General features: G+C 70.8%; 14 protein-coding genes and 1 pseudogene. 9 read left to right on the forward strand and 6 right to left on the reverse strand.

Annotated features, from left to right (window positions below):
• Positions 1 to 165: a hypothetical protein gene (locus tag ACEN9G_RS00145; protein ID WP_495605507.1), complete on the reverse strand. Its 165-nt coding sequence runs from the start codon at positions 163 to 165 to the stop codon at positions 1 to 3.
• A gap of 115 nt (positions 166 to 280) precedes the next feature.
• Between ACEN9G_RS00145 and ACEN9G_RS00150 the strand changes: the two genes are divergently transcribed.
• Entirely contained in the window at positions 281 to 1228 is a 948-nt protein-coding gene (locus ACEN9G_RS00150) for a LysR family transcriptional regulator (RefSeq protein WP_483127527.1), read from the forward strand.
• Here ACEN9G_RS00150 and ACEN9G_RS00155 read toward each other — a convergent pair.
• Entirely contained in the window at positions 1197 to 2165 is a 969-nt protein-coding gene (locus tag ACEN9G_RS00155; protein ID WP_483127528.1) for a TIGR03571 family LLM class oxidoreductase, read from the reverse strand. The genes ACEN9G_RS00150 and ACEN9G_RS00155 overlap by 32 nt on opposite strands.
• A 202-nt stretch (positions 2166 to 2367) precedes the next feature.
• Here ACEN9G_RS00155 and ACEN9G_RS00160 point away from each other — a divergent pair, with 202 nt between their 5' ends.
• The 8 genes from ACEN9G_RS00160 (at position 2368) to ACEN9G_RS00195 (ending at position 12487) form a co-directional block, all read left to right on the forward strand.
• Positions 2368 to 3624, forward strand: coding sequence for a c-type cytochrome (locus ACEN9G_RS00160; RefSeq protein WP_483127529.1), 1257 nt, complete (start codon positions 2368 to 2370; stop codon positions 3622 to 3624).
• The gene (locus ACEN9G_RS00165) at positions 3621 to 4094 is read left to right on the forward strand and encodes a (2Fe-2S)-binding protein (protein ID WP_413346254.1); all 474 of its coding nucleotides are present in this window, start codon (positions 3621 to 3623) and stop codon (positions 4092 to 4094) included. Before ACEN9G_RS00160 ends, ACEN9G_RS00165 begins: the two co-directional genes overlap by 4 nt.
• Positions 4091 to 6328 (forward strand): xanthine dehydrogenase family protein molybdopterin-binding subunit, encoded by a 2238-nt coding sequence (locus ACEN9G_RS00170; RefSeq protein ID WP_483127530.1) that lies wholly within the window; start codon positions 4091 to 4093, stop codon positions 6326 to 6328. The genes ACEN9G_RS00165 and ACEN9G_RS00170 overlap by 4 nt, the downstream gene beginning before the upstream one ends.
• A gap of 130 nt (positions 6329 to 6458) precedes the next feature.
• Positions 6459 to 8474, forward strand: a complete 2016-nt coding sequence (locus ACEN9G_RS00175) for a sensor histidine kinase (RefSeq protein ID WP_495605508.1) — start codon at positions 6459 to 6461, stop codon at positions 8472 to 8474.
• On the forward strand, positions 8467 to 8793 hold the full coding sequence (locus ACEN9G_RS00180; protein ID WP_056131176.1) for a helix-turn-helix domain-containing protein: 327 nt from the start codon (positions 8467 to 8469) through the stop codon (positions 8791 to 8793). The genes ACEN9G_RS00175 and ACEN9G_RS00180 overlap by 8 nt, the downstream gene beginning before the upstream one ends.
• A gap of 24 nt (positions 8794 to 8817) precedes the next feature.
• Positions 8818 to 10680, forward strand: a complete 1863-nt coding sequence (locus tag ACEN9G_RS00185) for an amidohydrolase (protein WP_413341262.1) — start codon at positions 8818 to 8820, stop codon at positions 10678 to 10680.
• Between the two features lie 10 nt (positions 10681 to 10690).
• The gene (locus tag ACEN9G_RS00190; RefSeq protein ID WP_413341264.1) at positions 10691 to 11392 is read left to right on the forward strand and encodes a YoaK family protein; all 702 of its coding nucleotides are present in this window, start codon (positions 10691 to 10693) and stop codon (positions 11390 to 11392) included.
• Between the two features lie 264 nt (positions 11393 to 11656).
• Positions 11657 to 12487, forward strand: coding sequence for an alpha/beta fold hydrolase (locus ACEN9G_RS00195; protein WP_413341269.1), 831 nt, complete (start codon positions 11657 to 11659; stop codon positions 12485 to 12487).
• A 51-nt stretch (positions 12488 to 12538) separates the two neighbouring features.
• Here ACEN9G_RS00195 and ACEN9G_RS00200 read toward each other — a convergent pair whose 3' ends face one another.
• From ACEN9G_RS00200 to ACEN9G_RS00215, 4 genes and pseudogenes are all read right to left on the reverse strand, one after another.
• On the reverse strand, positions 12539 to 13162 hold the full coding sequence (locus ACEN9G_RS00200) for a response regulator transcription factor (protein WP_413341265.1): 624 nt from the start codon (positions 13160 to 13162) through the stop codon (positions 12539 to 12541).
• Between the two features lie 68 nt (positions 13163 to 13230).
• Positions 13231 to 13626, reverse strand: coding sequence for a response regulator (locus ACEN9G_RS00205; protein WP_483127532.1), 396 nt, complete (start codon positions 13624 to 13626; stop codon positions 13231 to 13233).
• Entirely contained in the window at positions 13610 to 13888 is a 279-nt protein-coding gene (locus ACEN9G_RS00210) for a XapX domain-containing protein (protein ID WP_413345993.1), read from the reverse strand. Before ACEN9G_RS00210 ends, ACEN9G_RS00205 begins: the two co-directional genes overlap by 17 nt.
• A 96-nt stretch (positions 13889 to 13984) precedes the next feature.
• Positions 13985 to 14669: pseudogene (locus tag ACEN9G_RS00215) on the reverse strand (hydrolase).
• Positions 14670 to 15941 lie beyond the last annotated feature (1272 nt).

The following is a 15941-nucleotide window of genomic DNA, read 5'->3' on the forward strand; positions in this document are numbered from 1 at the left end:
TCACGCCGGCAGCGCCGCGCCCTCCGCGGGCGCGCGCGCCGGCGCGTCGCTGGCGCCGAACAACCCCATCATCGCGACGGCCGGCGCCGCCGTATGCACTTCCAGCACGATACACAGGCCGCCCATCAGGAGGCCCAGCAGCGCGAACGTCAGGTAGTAACGCATCATCCCCTCCCAATCGGGCCGAATCGATCATGAAACCATGGTAGACGCAGATCCGCGCGCGGCACAGTATCCTTTGGTATGAGTAGCGTAAAACCACACACGACATGAGGATACGATGGACCGCTTCGCCGAACTGAAGGCCTTCTGCACCGTCGCCGCCACCGGCGGCTTCTCGCCCGCCGCGCGCCGGCTCGGACTCGTCACCTCGTCCGTCGCGCGCCTCGTCGACGCCCTCGAAGGCCGTCTCGGCGCCGTGCTGCTCAACCGGTCCACCCGCAGCGTCACCTTGACGGACGCGGGCCGCACGTATTACGAGGAAGCCCTGCGCATCCTGGAACGCCTCGACGCGGCCGACGAAGCGGCAGCGGACGGCGCGGCCGGCGTGCTGCGCGTGGCCGCCCCCGTCACCTTCAGCACGCTGTACGTCGCACCGATCCTGCCCGCGCTGCGCGCGCGCCACCCGCGCCTGACGCTCGACCTGCGCCTGGACGACGCGCCCGCCAACCTCGTCGACGAAGCGATCGACGTGGCCATCCGCATCGGCAGCCTCGATCCGCAATCGAACCTCGTCGCGCGCAAGCTCGCCGCCCACGACCGCGTGCTGTGCGCCAGCCCGGCCTACCTCGCCGAGCATGGCGCGCCGGAGACGCCGATCGCGCTCGCGGCGCACGACTGCCTGCAGTTCGCGTTCGGCGCGGGCCGCCGCACGTGGCGCCTGCAGGCCGATGATTCGAAAGCGGACGCGGAAGACGTCGAGGTGCGCGGCGTCGTTCACGCCAATAATTCGGAAGTGCTGCGCCAGGCGGCGCTGGGCGGCCTCGGCATCGCCATGCTCGCGCGCTGGCTCGTGCAGCGCGACCTGCGCGCGGGCACGCTCGTGCGGGTGCTGCCCGGCTACCGCGTCAATCCGGGCCCGATGGACGTCGGGCTGTACGCGCTGTATCCCGCGAGCCGGCGCAACTCGACGAAGATCCGCGCCTTCGTCGACCTGCTGGCCGAGCATCTCGCGGAACAGGACCTGGGCGACCACCTCAGCGGCCAACCTGGCGCACCGCCAGCGTAGCCAGCCGCGGCACGATCTCGCGCCCCAGTTCCTCGACCTGGTCCTCGACGGGCCGCGGCCCCTGCAGGTTGACGAGCATGTGCGCCACGCCCAACGCCGCCATCCGCTCGAAATAGACCAGCAGCGCACGGCGGCCGGCGCGCAGGCCCAGTTCCAGCGGTTCGGCGGGCGCGTCCGGGTCGGCCAGCAGTTCCAGCTGCAGCGACTGCACGAACGGTTTCGATACCCCGCCGGCCCGCTCTTCCAGCGCCCGCTGCCACAGCGCGATGCGGCCCTGCTGGCGCGCTTCCTCGCGGTGGTACGTGGCCCAGCCGTCCGCGTGCGCCGCGATCCATTGCAGCGACTGGCGCGCCGTGCCGACCGCGAGCAGCGGGATGCGCGCGCCCGGTACCGGTGTCGGCGCGTAGCCGCCCGTGCCCTCGAGCAGGTCGGCACGCACCTGCGCATCCGTCGACAGGGCGGCGGCCAACGTCTGCCAGCGCTCGCGGAACAGGACTTCCGGCGCGGTGTCGACGCCGAACGGCGCCAGTTCCTCCGGCCGGTCGCCCGAGCCGAGGCCGAGGATGAAGCGGCCGCCGCTCAGCCGGTCCAGCGACCACGCGGCCTTCGCGACATGCAGCGGATGGCGCAGCGGCAGCACGGCGGCGGCGGTGCCCAATGCGGTGGACGTCGTCGCGCCGGCCAGCAGCGTCAGCCAGATGAACGGATCGTCCAGCACGGCGGCTTCTCTCGTGCCGCCCTGCGGAACGATCAGCGGCACGTCGCGGGCCCACAGCGCGGCGATGCCGAGCGCGTCGGCACGGGCAGCCAGCGCCGCCTCGCGCGCGCTGTCGGCCGGCGCGCCGGGCGCGCGTGCGAGAGGCGTCATCAGGCCCAGCGTGAGGTGGCCCGCGCCGAGCACGCGGTGCCAGGCGCGGTTGTAAGCAAAGATTGTCATGGCGATCTCCTGCGAACGTCCAGCATACCGCGTCGGCGGCGCGCGCGTCGGCGCCTGCCGCGCAAGACACTCTTGCGCCAAAAGCATCAATCGACCGGGCCGTCCGGCGCTACAGTGACGGCCAGCCGGTATCCCTTTGTATAACTAGACGATGGGGCGGCCATGAATCGACAATCGCCGCAACTGAATCAAGGAATCCACGATGAGACTGCGCACCCTCGCCGCCGCCGGCACGGCCTTCGTGGCCGTCGTACTGGGCGGCCTGTATGCCTGGACCCGCCCGGCCGCAATCGCACCCGCCGCCGGCCCGCCGTCGCCACCCTCCGCCGCCGTCCTCGAGGCCGGCGCACGCGTCGTGGCGCTGGGCGACTGCATGGTCTGCCATACCGCGCCCGACGGTCCCGCCTATGCCGGCGGCCTCGGTCTGAAGACGCCGTTCGGCATCATCTACAGCACCAACATCACGCCCGATCCCGAGACGGGCATCGGACGCTGGACGAGCGCCGCGTTCAAGCGCGCCCTGCGCGAAGGCGTGGCACGCGACGGCCATCTGCTCTACCCGGCTTTCCCGTACATTCACTATACGCGCATGTCCGACGACGACATCGAACTGGCGTACGCCTGGTTGATGTCGCGCCCGCCGGTGCGCGTAAAACAGCCGGACAACGACCTCGCGTTCCCGTTGAATTTCCGGCCCCTGCTCGCGTTCTGGAATGCCTTGTACCTGCGTCCCGGCGACGGCGCGGCGCCGGGCACGGGCCAGGTCGAACGGGGCCGCTACCTCGTCGATACGCTGGGCCACTGCGCCTCCTGCCACAGCGGCATGAACCTGCTGGGCGGCGAGCGCAGTCCCGCGTTCGAGGGCGGCACCGTCGACGGTTGGCATGCGCCCGCGCTCACTCGCCTCGCGCAAGGCAGCGCACCGTGGACGCGCGCCGAACTCGCGGATTATCTGCAGGGCGGCCTGTCGCTCACGCATGGCGCGGCAAAGGGTCCGATGCGGCCAGTAACGGAACGGCTCGCGGCGGTCCCGCGCGCGGACGTCGAGGCGATGGCCGCCTACCTGGTGACGATCCAGCAGCCCGCCACCGCGACGGCCGTCCCGGCGGTCGCACAAACCGGATCGTCCGGCGCCGCCCTGTTCGCGGCCGCCTGCGCGGGTTGCCACACGCCGTCGGCACCGATGATGCGGCTCGGCGGACGGCCGGGTCTCGACCGCAGCAGCGCCGTGCTGGGCGACGATGCTTCCAATTTCATCCTGACCGTGCTGCACGGGATCCCGTGGGAACGCCCCGCGCCCGGTGGCGCGGCTGCCGCCTACATGCCGCCGTTCGCCGACGTGCTGTCCGACGCCCAGGTCGCCGAGCTGGCCGCGTGGGTGCGCACGGGCGCCGGCCGTCCCGCCTGGCCCGACGTGGCCGCCGCGAGCGCGAAGCTGCGCAAGGAGATGCAACCATGACCCAATCTCATCCCATCAAGGTCGACGTCAACGGCCGCCTGCACGACCTGCGCGCGGATCCCGCCACGCCGCTGCTGTACGTGCTGCGCAATGAACTGAACCTGAACGGCGCCAAGTTCGGCTGCGGCATGGGCCAGTGCGGCGCCTGCACCGTGCAGCTGGACGGCAAGCCCGTGTTTTCCTGCGTAACGCCGCTGGCCGCCTGCGCGGGGCGCAAGGTACGCACCGTGGAGGGTCTCGGCAGCGCCGCGCAGCCGGGCAGGCTGCAGGCCGCGTTCATCGAGCACCAGGCCGCGCAGTGCGGCTATTGCATCGCCGGCATGATCGTGCGGGCGCAGGCCTTGCTGGACAAGGTGCCGCATCCGACCGACGAGCAAATCCGTCGCCACATGGAACCGAATCTGTGCCGCTGCGGCACGCACCACCGCATCCTCGCGGCCATCCGCGCCGCGGCGGGAGAACCCGCATGAATGAAGTCAATCGAGGCCGCCGCGCCTTCCTCGAAGGGGGTGCCCTCGTCCTCGCGTTCGCGCTGCTGCCGCGCGCCGCGCGCGCCGAATTCAACGGCATGGGCGTGCCGCCGGTCGCCAACGCCAGACTGGCTGGCAGCCTGCAGCGCACGCCCTTCCTGGACGCGTGGATCCGCGTGGCGCCCGACGGCAAGGTGACCGTCTTCAGCGGCAAGGTCGAACTGGGCACCGGCGTGCGCACGGCGCTCGCGCAGGTCGCGCTCGAACAGCTGGAACTGCAGCCGGGCGACATCGAGTTCGTGCAGGGCGACACGGCGCGCACGCCGAACGAGGGTTTCACGGCCGGCAGCCACACGATGGCCGACAGCGGCAGCGCGCTGCTGCATGCGTCGAGCCAGGTGGCGGCGCTGCTGCGCCAGGGCGCGGCGGCGCAGTGGCGCGTGGGGCCGGAGACGGTGTTCCTGCGCGCGGGCCGCGCCGTCGGCCCCGACGGCCGCAGCATGCATTACGGCGAAGCGCTGCGCGGCCTGGACGCGGCCGGGTTGCACCGCGCGGCCAGAGAAACGTCGCCATTGCGTCCACCCGCGCGCTACCGCCTGATCGGCAAGCCACTGGCCCGCTTCGACATCCCGGCGAAAGTCACGGGCGGCGCGGCGTACGTGCAGGACATGCGCCTGCCCGGCATGCTGCATGCCCGCGTCGTGCGGCCGCCGCGTCCGGGCGCGAAGCTCGTGCGCGCCGACCTCGACGCCATCCGGCGCCTGCCGGGCGTACGCCAGGTGGTGCGCGACGGCGACTACCTGGCCGTGCTGGCGGACGACGAATGGCGCGCGATCCAGGCGATGAACGCGCTGGCCGCGAACGCGCAATGGCAGGGCGGCGCGCCGCTGCCGCGGGCGGACGCGATCCACGCGACCTTGCAGCAGCTACCCGCGCAGGACATCACCATCCTCGACCGCGGCAAGGTGGACACGCCCGCGGCCGGCCCCGGTATCTCCGTCCGCTACACGAAGCAGTACGTCATGCACGGCTCGATCGGCCCGTCGTGCGCCGTCGCCCGGCTGGACGGGGACATGCTGACCGTCTGGACGCACACGCAGGGCGTGTATCCCCTCCGGGCCGCGCTGGCCGAACTCACCGGCATGCCGCTCGATAAAGTCCGCTGCATCCACACGGAGGGGTCGGGCTGCTATGGCCAGAACGGCGCCGACGACGTGGCGGCCGATGCGGCGCTGCTGGCGCGCGCCGTGCCCGGCGTGCCCGTGCGCGTGCAGTTGATGCGCGACCAGGAAAACCTGTGGGAGCCGTATGCCCCCGCGATGGTGACGACCGTGCGCGCGGCGCTCGACGCGCAGGGCCGCATCTCGCACTGGGATTACGCGCTGTGGAGCGGTTCGCACAACGAACGGCCCGGCAACGCGGGCAAGCTGGTCCCCGCGTGGCTGCTGGCGCAGCCGATTGCGCCGTCGCCGTCGCAGCCGATGCCGATGCCGGAAGGCGGCGGCGACCGCAACGCGCTGCCGTTGTACGCGATCCCCAACGCGCGCGTCGTGAACCATTTTCTGCCGGTGACGCCGCTGCGCAGCTCCGCGATGCGCTCGCTCGGGGCGCACATCAACATCACGACGATCGAAGGGACGATGGACCAGCTGGCGCAGCTGGCCGGCGCCGACCCCGTGCGCCTGCGCCTCGACCATCTGGGGAACGAGCCGCGCGCCCGCGCCGTCATCGAAAAGGCGGCCGCGCGCTTCGGCTGGGGCAAGTCGAAGCCGGCGCCGGGACACGGCTACGGCTTCGCGTTCGGCCAGTACAAGAACATCATGGCCTACGTCGCGATCGCGCTGGAACTCGCGGTCGACAAGGACAAGAACACCGTGCGCATCGTCCGCGTGGCGTGCGCCGCCGACTGCGGCCAGGTCGTGAATCCGGACGGCGCGCGCAACCAGCTCGAAGGCGGCATCATCCAGGCCGCCAGCTGGACCCTGCACGAACAGCTGCGCTACGGCCCGGACGGCATCGCCAGCATGGACTGGAGCACCTACCCCATCCTGCGCTTTTCCGGGGTGCCGGAGCGGATCGACGTCGACCTGCTGGACCAGCCCGGCCTGCCCTTCCTGGGTGTCGCGGAAGCCGCGCAGGGCCCGATGGCGGCCGCGCTCGCGAACGGGCTGGCCAACGCGACCGGCGCGCGCCGCCACGACCTGCCGCTGCTCGGGCGGCCCTTCCCCGCCTGAGGCCGCGATGCTCGCCATTCATTCAAGACCCGCATCGATCATCCTTTCGTATGAGGGGATTGTCCTACAAGGCCGCGATACTGGTTCAGCCGCGGCCCAATTCGCGCCGGCGGCACACTTGAGCGCGCAGATGAATCGAACGACCGTACCTAACGAACCTGCTTGTGCCCCGCCCGCCCCGCTCGCCGCCGGCGCCGCGGCGTCCGAGCCCCATATCGCCGCCTGCCGGCGCGCCTGGCAGCTGCTCTGCGACGCCGGCATGCCCACGCTGGCCGACGTCCCCGTGCTTGCCGCCGACCCGCTGCTCGCCGACGCGCTGCAGGATGCCTTCAACGCGGGCCGTTTGCCCGGTGCGCTGATCGAAGCGGAGATCCGGCGCGCGCTGCTGGACGGCCCGCGCGACGCCACCTTGCTGGCCGCCGTGCTGCTGGCGGCCGTCGCGCTCGACCGCTTCCACGGTGGCCGCCGCGCCATGCTGCTCGCCGAAGCGTGCGCCGTGCGCGCCCGCCATGAGGATGCGCGCGCCGTCGCCGGCGCCGTGCTGCGCGCCCATGCCACGCTCATCCTGTCGCGCTGCGCACCGCTGCGCGAAGCGGCGCTGCTGCAAGCCGAAGCCTGCCGCCTGGAAGCCGGCCGTCCCGACACGCTGGCCCGCAACGCCGTGCTGTGGACGGGCGTGCGCCTGCTGTGCGGCGCGCCGCTGGCCGAGCTGCTCCATTACGCCGACGCCGTCCGTCAGTCGGTCCCGTTTGGCAACGTTTCCGTCGCCACCAGCCAGCTGGACAGCCGCATCGCCCTGTTCCGCGCGCTCGCGGACGGCCCGCGCCCGCCGTACATGCCGACGGTGCCCGCCGACGCCATGCAGTTCGGGTGCTGGCTCGGCAGCCTGCAATCCGCCCGGCTGCGCGGCGAAACGGGCGCGGCGCGTGCGGCGCTGGCCGCTGCACGCCAGCTCGTCACGCCGGTCACGCCGCCGTGCGAGCTGCTGCCGTATCACCTGTTCGGCGCGCTGACGCTGGCGCGGCTCGACCATGTGGCGGGCGCCACGGCCGCGCTACGCGCGCACCGCCGCGCCCTGCAGGCGTGGGCCCGGCGCGCGCCCGACGTGGCCGGCGCGATGGCGCTGCTCGCGCTCGCGGCCGAGCAGGATGCCGCCGGTGGCGCGCGTGCCCTCACCGCCTACGAACGCGCCGCCGCGCAGGCCCAGTCGGCCGGCCAGGCCTGGGTCGCCGCCCTGGCATGGGAAGGCGCCGCGGGCCTGTGCGCCCGCCACGGCCTCGCCGGCGCGCTGCCGGGCTACCGCAAGCTCGCGCTGGACACCTGGCGCGACTGGGGCGCGCACGGCCGCGTGCGCGACCTGATGCTGGCACGGGACGCGGCGCCCGCCGCGCCCGACCACGACCAGCAGACGCGCGCCGCGCGCGCCGGCACGGTCGGAGAACTGGGCATCACGATCGCGCACGAAGTCAACCAGCCGCTGGCCGCGATCCTGCTGCACGCGGCGGCCGCCCGGCGCTGGCTGCGCCGCGGCCAGCCCGACACGACGCGCGCGCTGGAAGCGCTGGAACAGATCTCGGCGTGCGGCCGCCAGGCCGGTGACATCGTGCGCAGCGTGCGCGGTCTCGCGCGGCGCGAGGGCGAAGCAGCCAGCATGTTCGCACTGGACACCGCGGTCGGCGAAGTGGCGCAACTGCTGCGCGCGCTGATGGTGCGCCAGAACGTGCAGCTGGAGACGCGCCTGCTGCTGCCGGAACGCCAGATCCACGCGAGCCGCGCCCAGATCCAGCAGGTGCTCATCAACCTGCTGCTGAACGCGATCGAGGCGCTGGCGGGCGTCAGCGACCGGCCGCGCCGCATCGTGCTGGAATCCGTGCCGGCCGGCCCCGCACTGGTCGAGCTGCGCGTGCGCGACAACGGCCCCGGCATCGCCCCGGCCGACCGCGAGCGCATCTTCGACGCCCTGTATTCGACCAAGGCGCACGGCACGGGCGTCGGGCTGTCGATCAGCCGCGCCATCGTCGAGGCGCACGGCGGCCGCATCGAATGCACGGCCGCGGAGCCGCACGGGGCGCTGTTCCGCGTCGTGCTGCCCGTGCGCAGCATCGCCAGCGTCGTCCCCCCGTCCGAAAGCCGCGACCATGCCTGAGAATCCCGCGCCCGTGATCCGCGTCTGCCGCTACATCGACGACCACCTGACCGAGCCGCTCACCCTGGCGGACCTGGCCGGCCACGCGGGCCTGTCGCGCCATTATTTTTCGCGCCTGTTCCGCGCCACGACGGGCGACCCGCCCATGCGCTACCTGATGCGGCGCCGCATCGAGCACGCGCGCCGGCTGCTGCTGGACCGCCGCCACAGCGTGTGCGAAATCGCCATGCTGTTGCACTTCGCCGACCAGAGCCATTTCTGCCGCAGCTTCCGCCGCAGCACGGGCCTGTCGCCGCTGCAGTACAGCCGCGCGCAGTAATATATTTACATTCTGGAGGAAACCATGAACCTACCCGCCATCGCCGACCTGATCCTCACCAACGGCCGCTTCCACACGCTGGACCGGTCCAACCCGCAGGCGGACGCGGTCGCCATCGCCGGCGGCCGCTTCGTCGCCGTGGGTGACGCCGCCGACGTCATGCGCCACCGTGGCGATGCCACCCGCGTGATCGACCTGGACGGCCACGCCGTCATCCCGGGCCTGAACGATTCGCACCTGCACCTGATCCGCGGCGGCCTGAACTACAACCTCGAGCTGCGCTGGGAAGGCGTGCCGTCGCTGGCCGACGCGCTGCGCATGCTGAAGGAGCAGGCCGACCGCACCCCGAACCCGCAATGGGTGCGCGTGGTCGGGGGCTGGAACGAATTCCAGTTCGCGGAACGGCGCATGCCGACCCTGGAAGAACTCAACGCGGCGGCGCCCGACACGCCCGTGTTCGTCCTGCACCTGTACGACCGCGCCCTGCTCAACCGCGCCGCACTGCGCGCCGTCGGCTACGACAAGACGACGCCGAACCCGCCGGGCGGAGAAATCGTGCGCGACGCCGCCGGCAACCCGACCGGCATGCTGATCGCGCGCCCCAACGCGATGATCCTGTACGCGACCCTGGCGAAAGGCCCGAAGCTGCCGCTGGAGCAGCAGATCAATTCGACCCGCCACTTCATGCGCGAACTGAACCGCCTCGGCCTCACGAGCGCGATCGACGCGGGCGGCGGCTTCCAGAATTATCCCGAGGATTACCAGGTGGTCGAACAGCTGGCCGCGCAAGACCAGCTGACCATCCGCATCGCCTACAACCTGTTCACGCAGAACAAGGGCAAGGAACTCGACGACTTCAAGAAATGGACGGGAATGGTGACGCCGGGCCAGGGCACCGACTGGTACCGCCACAACGGCGCGGGCGAGATGCTCGTGTTTTCCGCCGCCGACTTCGAGGACTTCCTGGAACCGCGCCCGGACCTGCCGGCCGGCATGGAGGAGGAACTCGAGCAAGTGGTGCGCCACCTCGTGTCGAGCCGCTGGCCGTTCCGCCTGCACGCGACCTACGACGAATCCATCTCGCGCATGCTGGACGTGTTCGAGAAGGTCGACCGTGAGATCCCGTTCAATGGCCTGCGCTGGATGTTCGACCACGCCGAGACCATCACCCCGCGCAACATCGAGCGCGTGAAGGCGCTGGGCGGCGGCATCGCGATCCAGCACCGCATGGCCTTCCAGGGCGAGTACTTCGTCGACCGCTACGGCGCGAAGGCGGCCGAATCGACGCCGCCGATCAAGCGCATGCTGGACGCCGGCGTGCCCGTCGGCGCCGGCACGGACGCCACCCGCGTGGCCAGCTACAACCCGTGGACGGCGCTGTACTGGCTCGTCTCCGGCCGCACCGTCGGCGGCCTGCGCCTGTATGACGCAGGTTCGCGCCTCGACCGCCACACCGCATTGGAACTGTGGACCGCGGGCAGTGCCTGGTTCTCCAGCGAACAGGGGCAGAAAGGCCGCATCCAGGCAGGCATGCTGGCCGACCTCGCCGTGCTCTCCGCCGACTACTTCCGCGTCGACGAGGACGCCATCAAGGCCATCGAATCCGTGCTGACCGTCGTGGGCGGGCGCATCGTGTTCGGCCAGGGCGCGTTCGACAAGCTGGCGCCGCCCGCCATTCCCGTGCTGCCCGAGTGGTCGCCCGTGGCGAAGGTGCCGGGCCACTACCGCCCCGTCCAGCAACCGGTCGCCGCAAAGCTGCCGCACCAGTGCCGCGGCGCGTGCTCCGTCCACGCGCATGCGCACGACCGCGCGCGCAAGTCGGATGTGCCGGTGTCGGATTTCAGCGCGTTCTGGGGCGCGTTCGGCTGCAGCTGCTTTGCGTTCTGAGGAGAAGACCATGTCCATGAAACCCAATGACCTGACGCTCGGCGTCGGCCTCGGCCTGCTGGCCGGCTACATCGACACGTCCGCGTTCGTCGGCCTGTTCGGCCTGTTCACGGCGCACGTGACGGGCAACTTCGTCCTCATCGGCAGCGAGCTCGCACGGCCGTCGCACGCCGGCGTGCTGCCGCTGAAATTCCTCGCGATTCCCGCGTTCGCGGCCGGCGTCGTCGTGGCGCGCCTGATGGACGTGCGCTGCGCGCGGCTCGGCCACAATCCGGCCCGCCCGCTGCTGGGCATGCAGTTCGTGCTGCTCGCACTGTTCACGATCGCGGGCCTCGCGGCGTCGCCGCTGGCCGGTCCGGAAGCGCCGCTGGTCCTCGTGACCGGCATGCTGGGCACCGCGGCAATGGGCGTGCAGAACGCCGTCGGCAAGCTGCAGCTGGGCCGCATCGCGCCCACGACGGTCATGACCGGCAACGTGACGGAGCTCCTGATCGACATGACCGACCTGGCCACGGGCCGCGCCACACCGGCCGTCAAGGCGCGCTTCGTGAAGTTCTTCTGGCCCGTGCTCGCGTTCGCGCTCGGCTGCATCTCGGGCGGCATGGCGTGGATGGCGTTCGGATTCTGGTGCTTTGCGCCCGCACTCGCGCTGCTCGCGTGGCTCGTGCTGCTGGACTGGCCGGCGCTGGAAGCGGCACCGGCGGCAGCGTAGCGTCCACGATACGCGAACGTCACGCGTGGGCACGGAGTGCCCACCCTACATTCCGGCGAGTGGTTTTTGCCGCTCGCATCGGGCATCGTAGCAGCCGAACATCGGTTCATCACAACAACACCAAACGAAAGGGAAAACGATATGAACGATATGAACGCCAGGCGCCGGAGCATGCTGGGCGGCGCCGCCGCGCTGCCCCTGGCCATGATGGCTGCCGCCGGTCCGGCGCAAGCGGCCACGGAATCGAAAGGCGGCGCTGCCCGCATGACGTCGAGCTACGTGCGCACCAAGGATGGCGTCGACATCTTCTACAAGGACTGGGGCAGCGGCACGCCGATCGTGTTCTCGCACGGCTGGCCGCTGAGTTCCGACGACTGGGATTCCCAGATGATGTATTTCGTCGAGCGCGGCTTCCGCGTCATCGCGCACGACCGCCGCGGCCACGGCCGCTCCACGCAGGTCGGCTCCGGCCATGACATGGACCACTACGCCGACGACCTGGCGGCCGTCGTCGAGCACCTGGACCTGAAGGGCGCGATCCACGTCGGTCACTCGACGGGCGGCGGCGAAGTCGTGCGCTACCTGGCCCGCCACGGCCAGTCGCGCGCGTCGAAAGCCGTGCTGATCGCGGCCGTGCCGCCGATCATGGTCAAGACGGCGACGAACCCGGGCGGCCTGCCGAAGGACGTCTTCGACGGCATCCAGCAGCAGGTCGCGACGAACCGCGCGCAGTTCTACCGCGACCTGCCGTCCGGCCCGTTCTACGGCTTCAACCGTCCGGGCGTGAAGCCGCAGGAAGGCATCATCCAGAACTGGTGGCGCCAGGGCATGATGGGCGGCGCCAAGGCCCATTACGACGGCGTCGTCGCGTTCTCGCAGACCGACTTCACGGCGGACCTCAAGAAGATCACGCTGCCGGTGCTGGTCCAGCACGGCGACGACGACCAGATCGTGCCGTACGCCGACTCCGGCGTACTGTCCGCCAAGCTCCTGCAGAAGGGTACGCTGAAGACCTACAAAGGTTTCCCGCACGGGATGCCGACGACGCATGCGGACGTCGTCAACGCCGACATCCTCGCCTTCATCAAGGGTTAAGCGGGCAACTGCGCATGGTGGGCACGGGGTGCCCACGCGTCCGTATGCCGATCAGCGGCTGCGCACGCTCGCGATGCCGAGCTTCTCCGCCATGCGCACCAGTTCGGCAAGGGTGCGCGTCTGCATCTTCTGCATCAGGTTGCGCTTGTGGACCTTGGCCATGATCTCGCTGATGCCCATCTCGTCCGCGATCTGCTTGTTCAACAACCCGCCGATGGCGAGGCCGAACACCTCGCGCTCGCGCGGCGTGAGCTGGGCATGGCGGCGCGCCAGTTCGTCCGCTTCGCGGCGCTGCGCGATGCGGCTCGCATCGCTGGCCAGCGCCTCGCCGACGGCGGCCAGCAGCGCGTCCGGATCGACCGGCTTGGTGAGGAATTCGTTGGCGCCCGCCTTCATCGCCGCCACGGACAGCGGGATGGTGCCGTGGCCGGTGAGGAAGATGACGGGCAGCGCCAGGTGGCGCCCGGCCATGTGCTGCAGCACGCTCATGCCGTCCAGCTGCGGCATCTGCATGTCGAGGATCAGGCAGGCGGGCACGGGCGGCGCCGGCTGCACGAGGAAGTCGGCGGCGTCGGCGAACGCGCGCACGTCGTACCCCTCCGCCTCGAGCAGGTGTTCGAGGCCGGAACGCACGTTCGCGTCGTCGTCCACCACGATCACCATCCGCTCGCCCATGCCTGCCTCCTCGTCTGTTGCAGACGCAAGCATAGCGGAAAACACCGGATCGTGCGGAGGGACGGCCATCACCGAACGGCGTCCGGCGGCACCGGGATCGAATCGATCAGCGCCAGCAGGCAGTCGGCGTCGACCGGCTTGAGCAGCAGCGTCAGCGCGCCGACCACGCTCGCGCGGCGCACGAGCGCGGGATCGTCGTCGCCCGTGATGAAGATGACGGGCAGGCTCGGGGCCAGCGCGCGCAGGCTTTCGCGCAGCGCGAAGCCGTCCGGCTCGCCGATGTGGATGTCGAGCACGGCGCAGTGGGCACGCACGGGGTCGCAGGCGTCCAGCGCGGCGGCGGCGCTCGGATAGCCCAGGGCCGCGTAGCCGGCCGCGCGCAGCAGGCCGAGCATGCCGGTGCGGACGGTGTCGTCGTCGTCCACCACGAGCACCGTCTGGCTGCCGTCAGGCTGCGCGATCATGGCCGGCCTTGTTGTCCACCGGTGCGGGCGGCGGCGGCGTCACGCCGCTGATGCGGGTCACGCACTCGCTGCGGAACCAGGACACGGTGACGGGCTCGCCCGAGATCAGGCGCTTGGCGATGGGCACGGCCTGCTCGCCCACGAGCATGCCGAACAGGCCGATCAGCGCGATCGCCGGCGGCGCGGGGGAACGAACCCCCAGCATTGCATAGATGCAGCCGACCAGCAGGCCGACTGCCAAGGAAACCAGGTAGAACTTCATGCATCCCCCTGTGGATGAATGGCGGGAGCGGCCCCGGCGCGGATAGGCGCCAGAGCCGCGGACGCACGCAACGGGATGGCCGGCGCGCGCGAAAAATCAGCGTGCCGGTACCGGCGCCAGCGTTTCGTGGCTGGTGGTGCCGCGTTGCGGTGCCTTGTGCACCATCGTGTACGCGTAGTCGATGCCCATGCCGTACGCGCCCGAATGCTCCTTGGCGATGCCGGTCACGGCGTCATAGGTGTCCTTGTGTGCCCAGTCGCGCTGCCACTCCAGCAGCACCTGCTGCCAGGTCACCGGCACGACGCCGGCCTGGATCATGCGCTGCATGGCGTAGTCGTGGGCTTCCCTGGTCGTGCCCCCCGAGGCGTCGGCGACCATGTAGATCTCGTAGCCGCCTTCCAGCATCGCACAGGGCGAAGGTGGTGTTGCAGACTTCCGTCCACAGGCCGGCGACGACGATCTTCTTGCGGCCGTTGGCGGCCAGCGCGTCGCGCACTTTCTGGTCGTCCCACGAGTTCATCGAGGTGCGCTCGAGGATGGGCTGGTTCGGGAACACGTCCAGCAGTTCCGGGTAGGTGTAGCCCGAGAAGCCTTGCGTCTCGACGGTGGTGATCGTCGTCGGGATGTTGAACGTGCGGGCCGCCTTGGCGAGGCCGACGGTGTTGTTCTTCAGGACCTGGCGGTCGATGGACTGCACGCCGAAAGCCATCTGCGGCTGGTGATCGATGAAGATGATCTGGCTGTTCTGCGGCGTCAGCACTTCGAGTTTTGGATTGCTCATGGGATGATCCTCTGGGAGGGATGAAAAGATGGTTGGTGGTGCACCGGCCAGGCCATGGTAGTCCCGCCCCTCCCGCATTGCCAGTATCCGTTCGTATAGGCGCGCAGGCACGGCGTGCTTTACAATCCGGTCAATGTTCCGTTCCGCCATCGTCTTCCTCCTCGCGCTGTTGTCCGGCAGCGCGCACGCGCTCGACCCCACGCTGTCCATCGCCCAGCTGCACCACGACGCGTGGACGAGCAAGGACGGCATGCCGGGCGACGTGTGGGAGATGACGCAGGACCGGGACGGTTTCATGTGGTTTGCCACGCCGTCCGGCCTGTACCGCTTCGACGGCGTGCGCTTCGAGCACATCCGGTCGCTCGGCGGCGTGCCGCTGCTGTCGAACGTGATCGCGACGGTGCGCGCGTTTCCCGACGGGTCGCTGTGGATCGGGTACCGCTTCAACGGCCTGTCGGTGTATCGCGGCGGCCGCCTGCGCCATTATGCCGAGGCGGACGGCCTCGAGCCCTCCATCGTGTATTCCGTCGTGGCGGACGAGCGTGGGCGCACCTGGGCCGCGACCGGCAAGGGCCTGTTCATGCTCGAAGGCGCGCGCTGGCGCAAGATCGGCGCGGACTGGGGCCTCGCGGGCACGTCCGAAGGCGTGCGCCGCGACCCGTCCGGCCGGCTGTGGGTGAACACCGAGAACGCCCTGTACTACCGCGATCCCGGCGTCGACCGGTTCGTCGCCACGGGCCTCGCGGGCCAGCACTTCAACGTCATCGCCGACCGCGACGGGCGCCTGTGGCTGTGGTACCTGGACCGCATGACGCGCCTGCCGGAGCGCCTCGCCACGCCGCCGCGGCCACGCGACTGGTGGATGACGTCGTACTCGTTCGACGCCATCTTCGACCGCGACGGCAACCTGTGGCATGCCGGCTGCGACGGCCTGTGCCGCCTGGGTCCGGCGGCGCTGGCGCGCGTCGACACGTGGCGCCAGCGCATCGATCCCCGCGAGCGCGCGCCGTCGGGCCTCGTCACCGGCGCACCGATGGTCATGTTCGAGGATCGCGAAGGGAATATCTGGCTCGGCACGCGCGGCGGCGTCGAGCGGTTCCGGCGCAACCGGGTCGTGTCGCTCGACCTGCCGCCCGGCTACTCGAACGTGACGATGGCGCTCGACGACGCGGGCCGCGTGTGGACGGGCGCGGAGAGCATCCGCCGGTTGCGGCTGTGGACGTACGACGCGGCCGGCCTCGCCGAACAGCCCGAGCGGGACGTGCGGGCGCT

It is taken from the genome of Massilia sp. Masssp94, assembly GCF_059491305.1.

Coding starts and splice junctions, on each gene's coding strand:
- ACEN9G_RS00160 (WP_483127529.1), top strand. CDS start 2,368: ATGAGACTGCGCACCCTCGCCGCCGCCGGCACGGCCTTCGTGGCCGTC.
- ACEN9G_RS00200 (WP_413341265.1), bottom strand. CDS start 13,162: ATGGGCGAGCGGATGGTGATCGTGGTGGACGACGACGCGAACGTGCGT.
- ACEN9G_RS00145 (WP_495605507.1), bottom strand. CDS start 165: ATGCGTTACTACCTGACGTTCGCGCTGCTGGGCCTCCTGATGGGCGGC.
- ACEN9G_RS00165 (WP_413346254.1), top strand. CDS start 3,621: ATGACCCAATCTCATCCCATCAAGGTCGACGTCAACGGCCGCCTGCAC.
- ACEN9G_RS00150 (WP_483127527.1), top strand. CDS start 281: ATGGACCGCTTCGCCGAACTGAAGGCCTTCTGCACCGTCGCCGCCACC.
- ACEN9G_RS00190 (WP_413341264.1), top strand. CDS start 10,691: ATGTCCATGAAACCCAATGACCTGACGCTCGGCGTCGGCCTCGGCCTG.
- ACEN9G_RS00210 (WP_413345993.1), bottom strand. CDS start 13,888: ATGAAGTTCTACCTGGTTTCCTTGGCAGTCGGCCTGCTGGTCGGCTGC.
- ACEN9G_RS00175 (WP_495605508.1), top strand. CDS start 6,459: ATGAATCGAACGACCGTACCTAACGAACCTGCTTGTGCCCCGCCCGCC.
- ACEN9G_RS00155 (WP_483127528.1), bottom strand. CDS start 2,165: ATGACAATCTTTGCTTACAACCGCGCCTGGCACCGCGTGCTCGGCGCG.
- ACEN9G_RS00180 (WP_056131176.1), top strand. CDS start 8,467: ATGCCTGAGAATCCCGCGCCCGTGATCCGCGTCTGCCGCTACATCGAC.
- ACEN9G_RS00205 (WP_483127532.1), bottom strand. CDS start 13,626: ATGATCGCGCAGCCTGACGGCAGCCAGACGGTGCTCGTGGTGGACGAC.
- ACEN9G_RS00185 (WP_413341262.1), top strand. CDS start 8,818: ATGAACCTACCCGCCATCGCCGACCTGATCCTCACCAACGGCCGCTTC.
- ACEN9G_RS00170 (WP_483127530.1), top strand. CDS start 4,091: ATGAATGAAGTCAATCGAGGCCGCCGCGCCTTCCTCGAAGGGGGTGCC.
- ACEN9G_RS00195 (WP_413341269.1), top strand. CDS start 11,657: ATGACGTCGAGCTACGTGCGCACCAAGGATGGCGTCGACATCTTCTAC.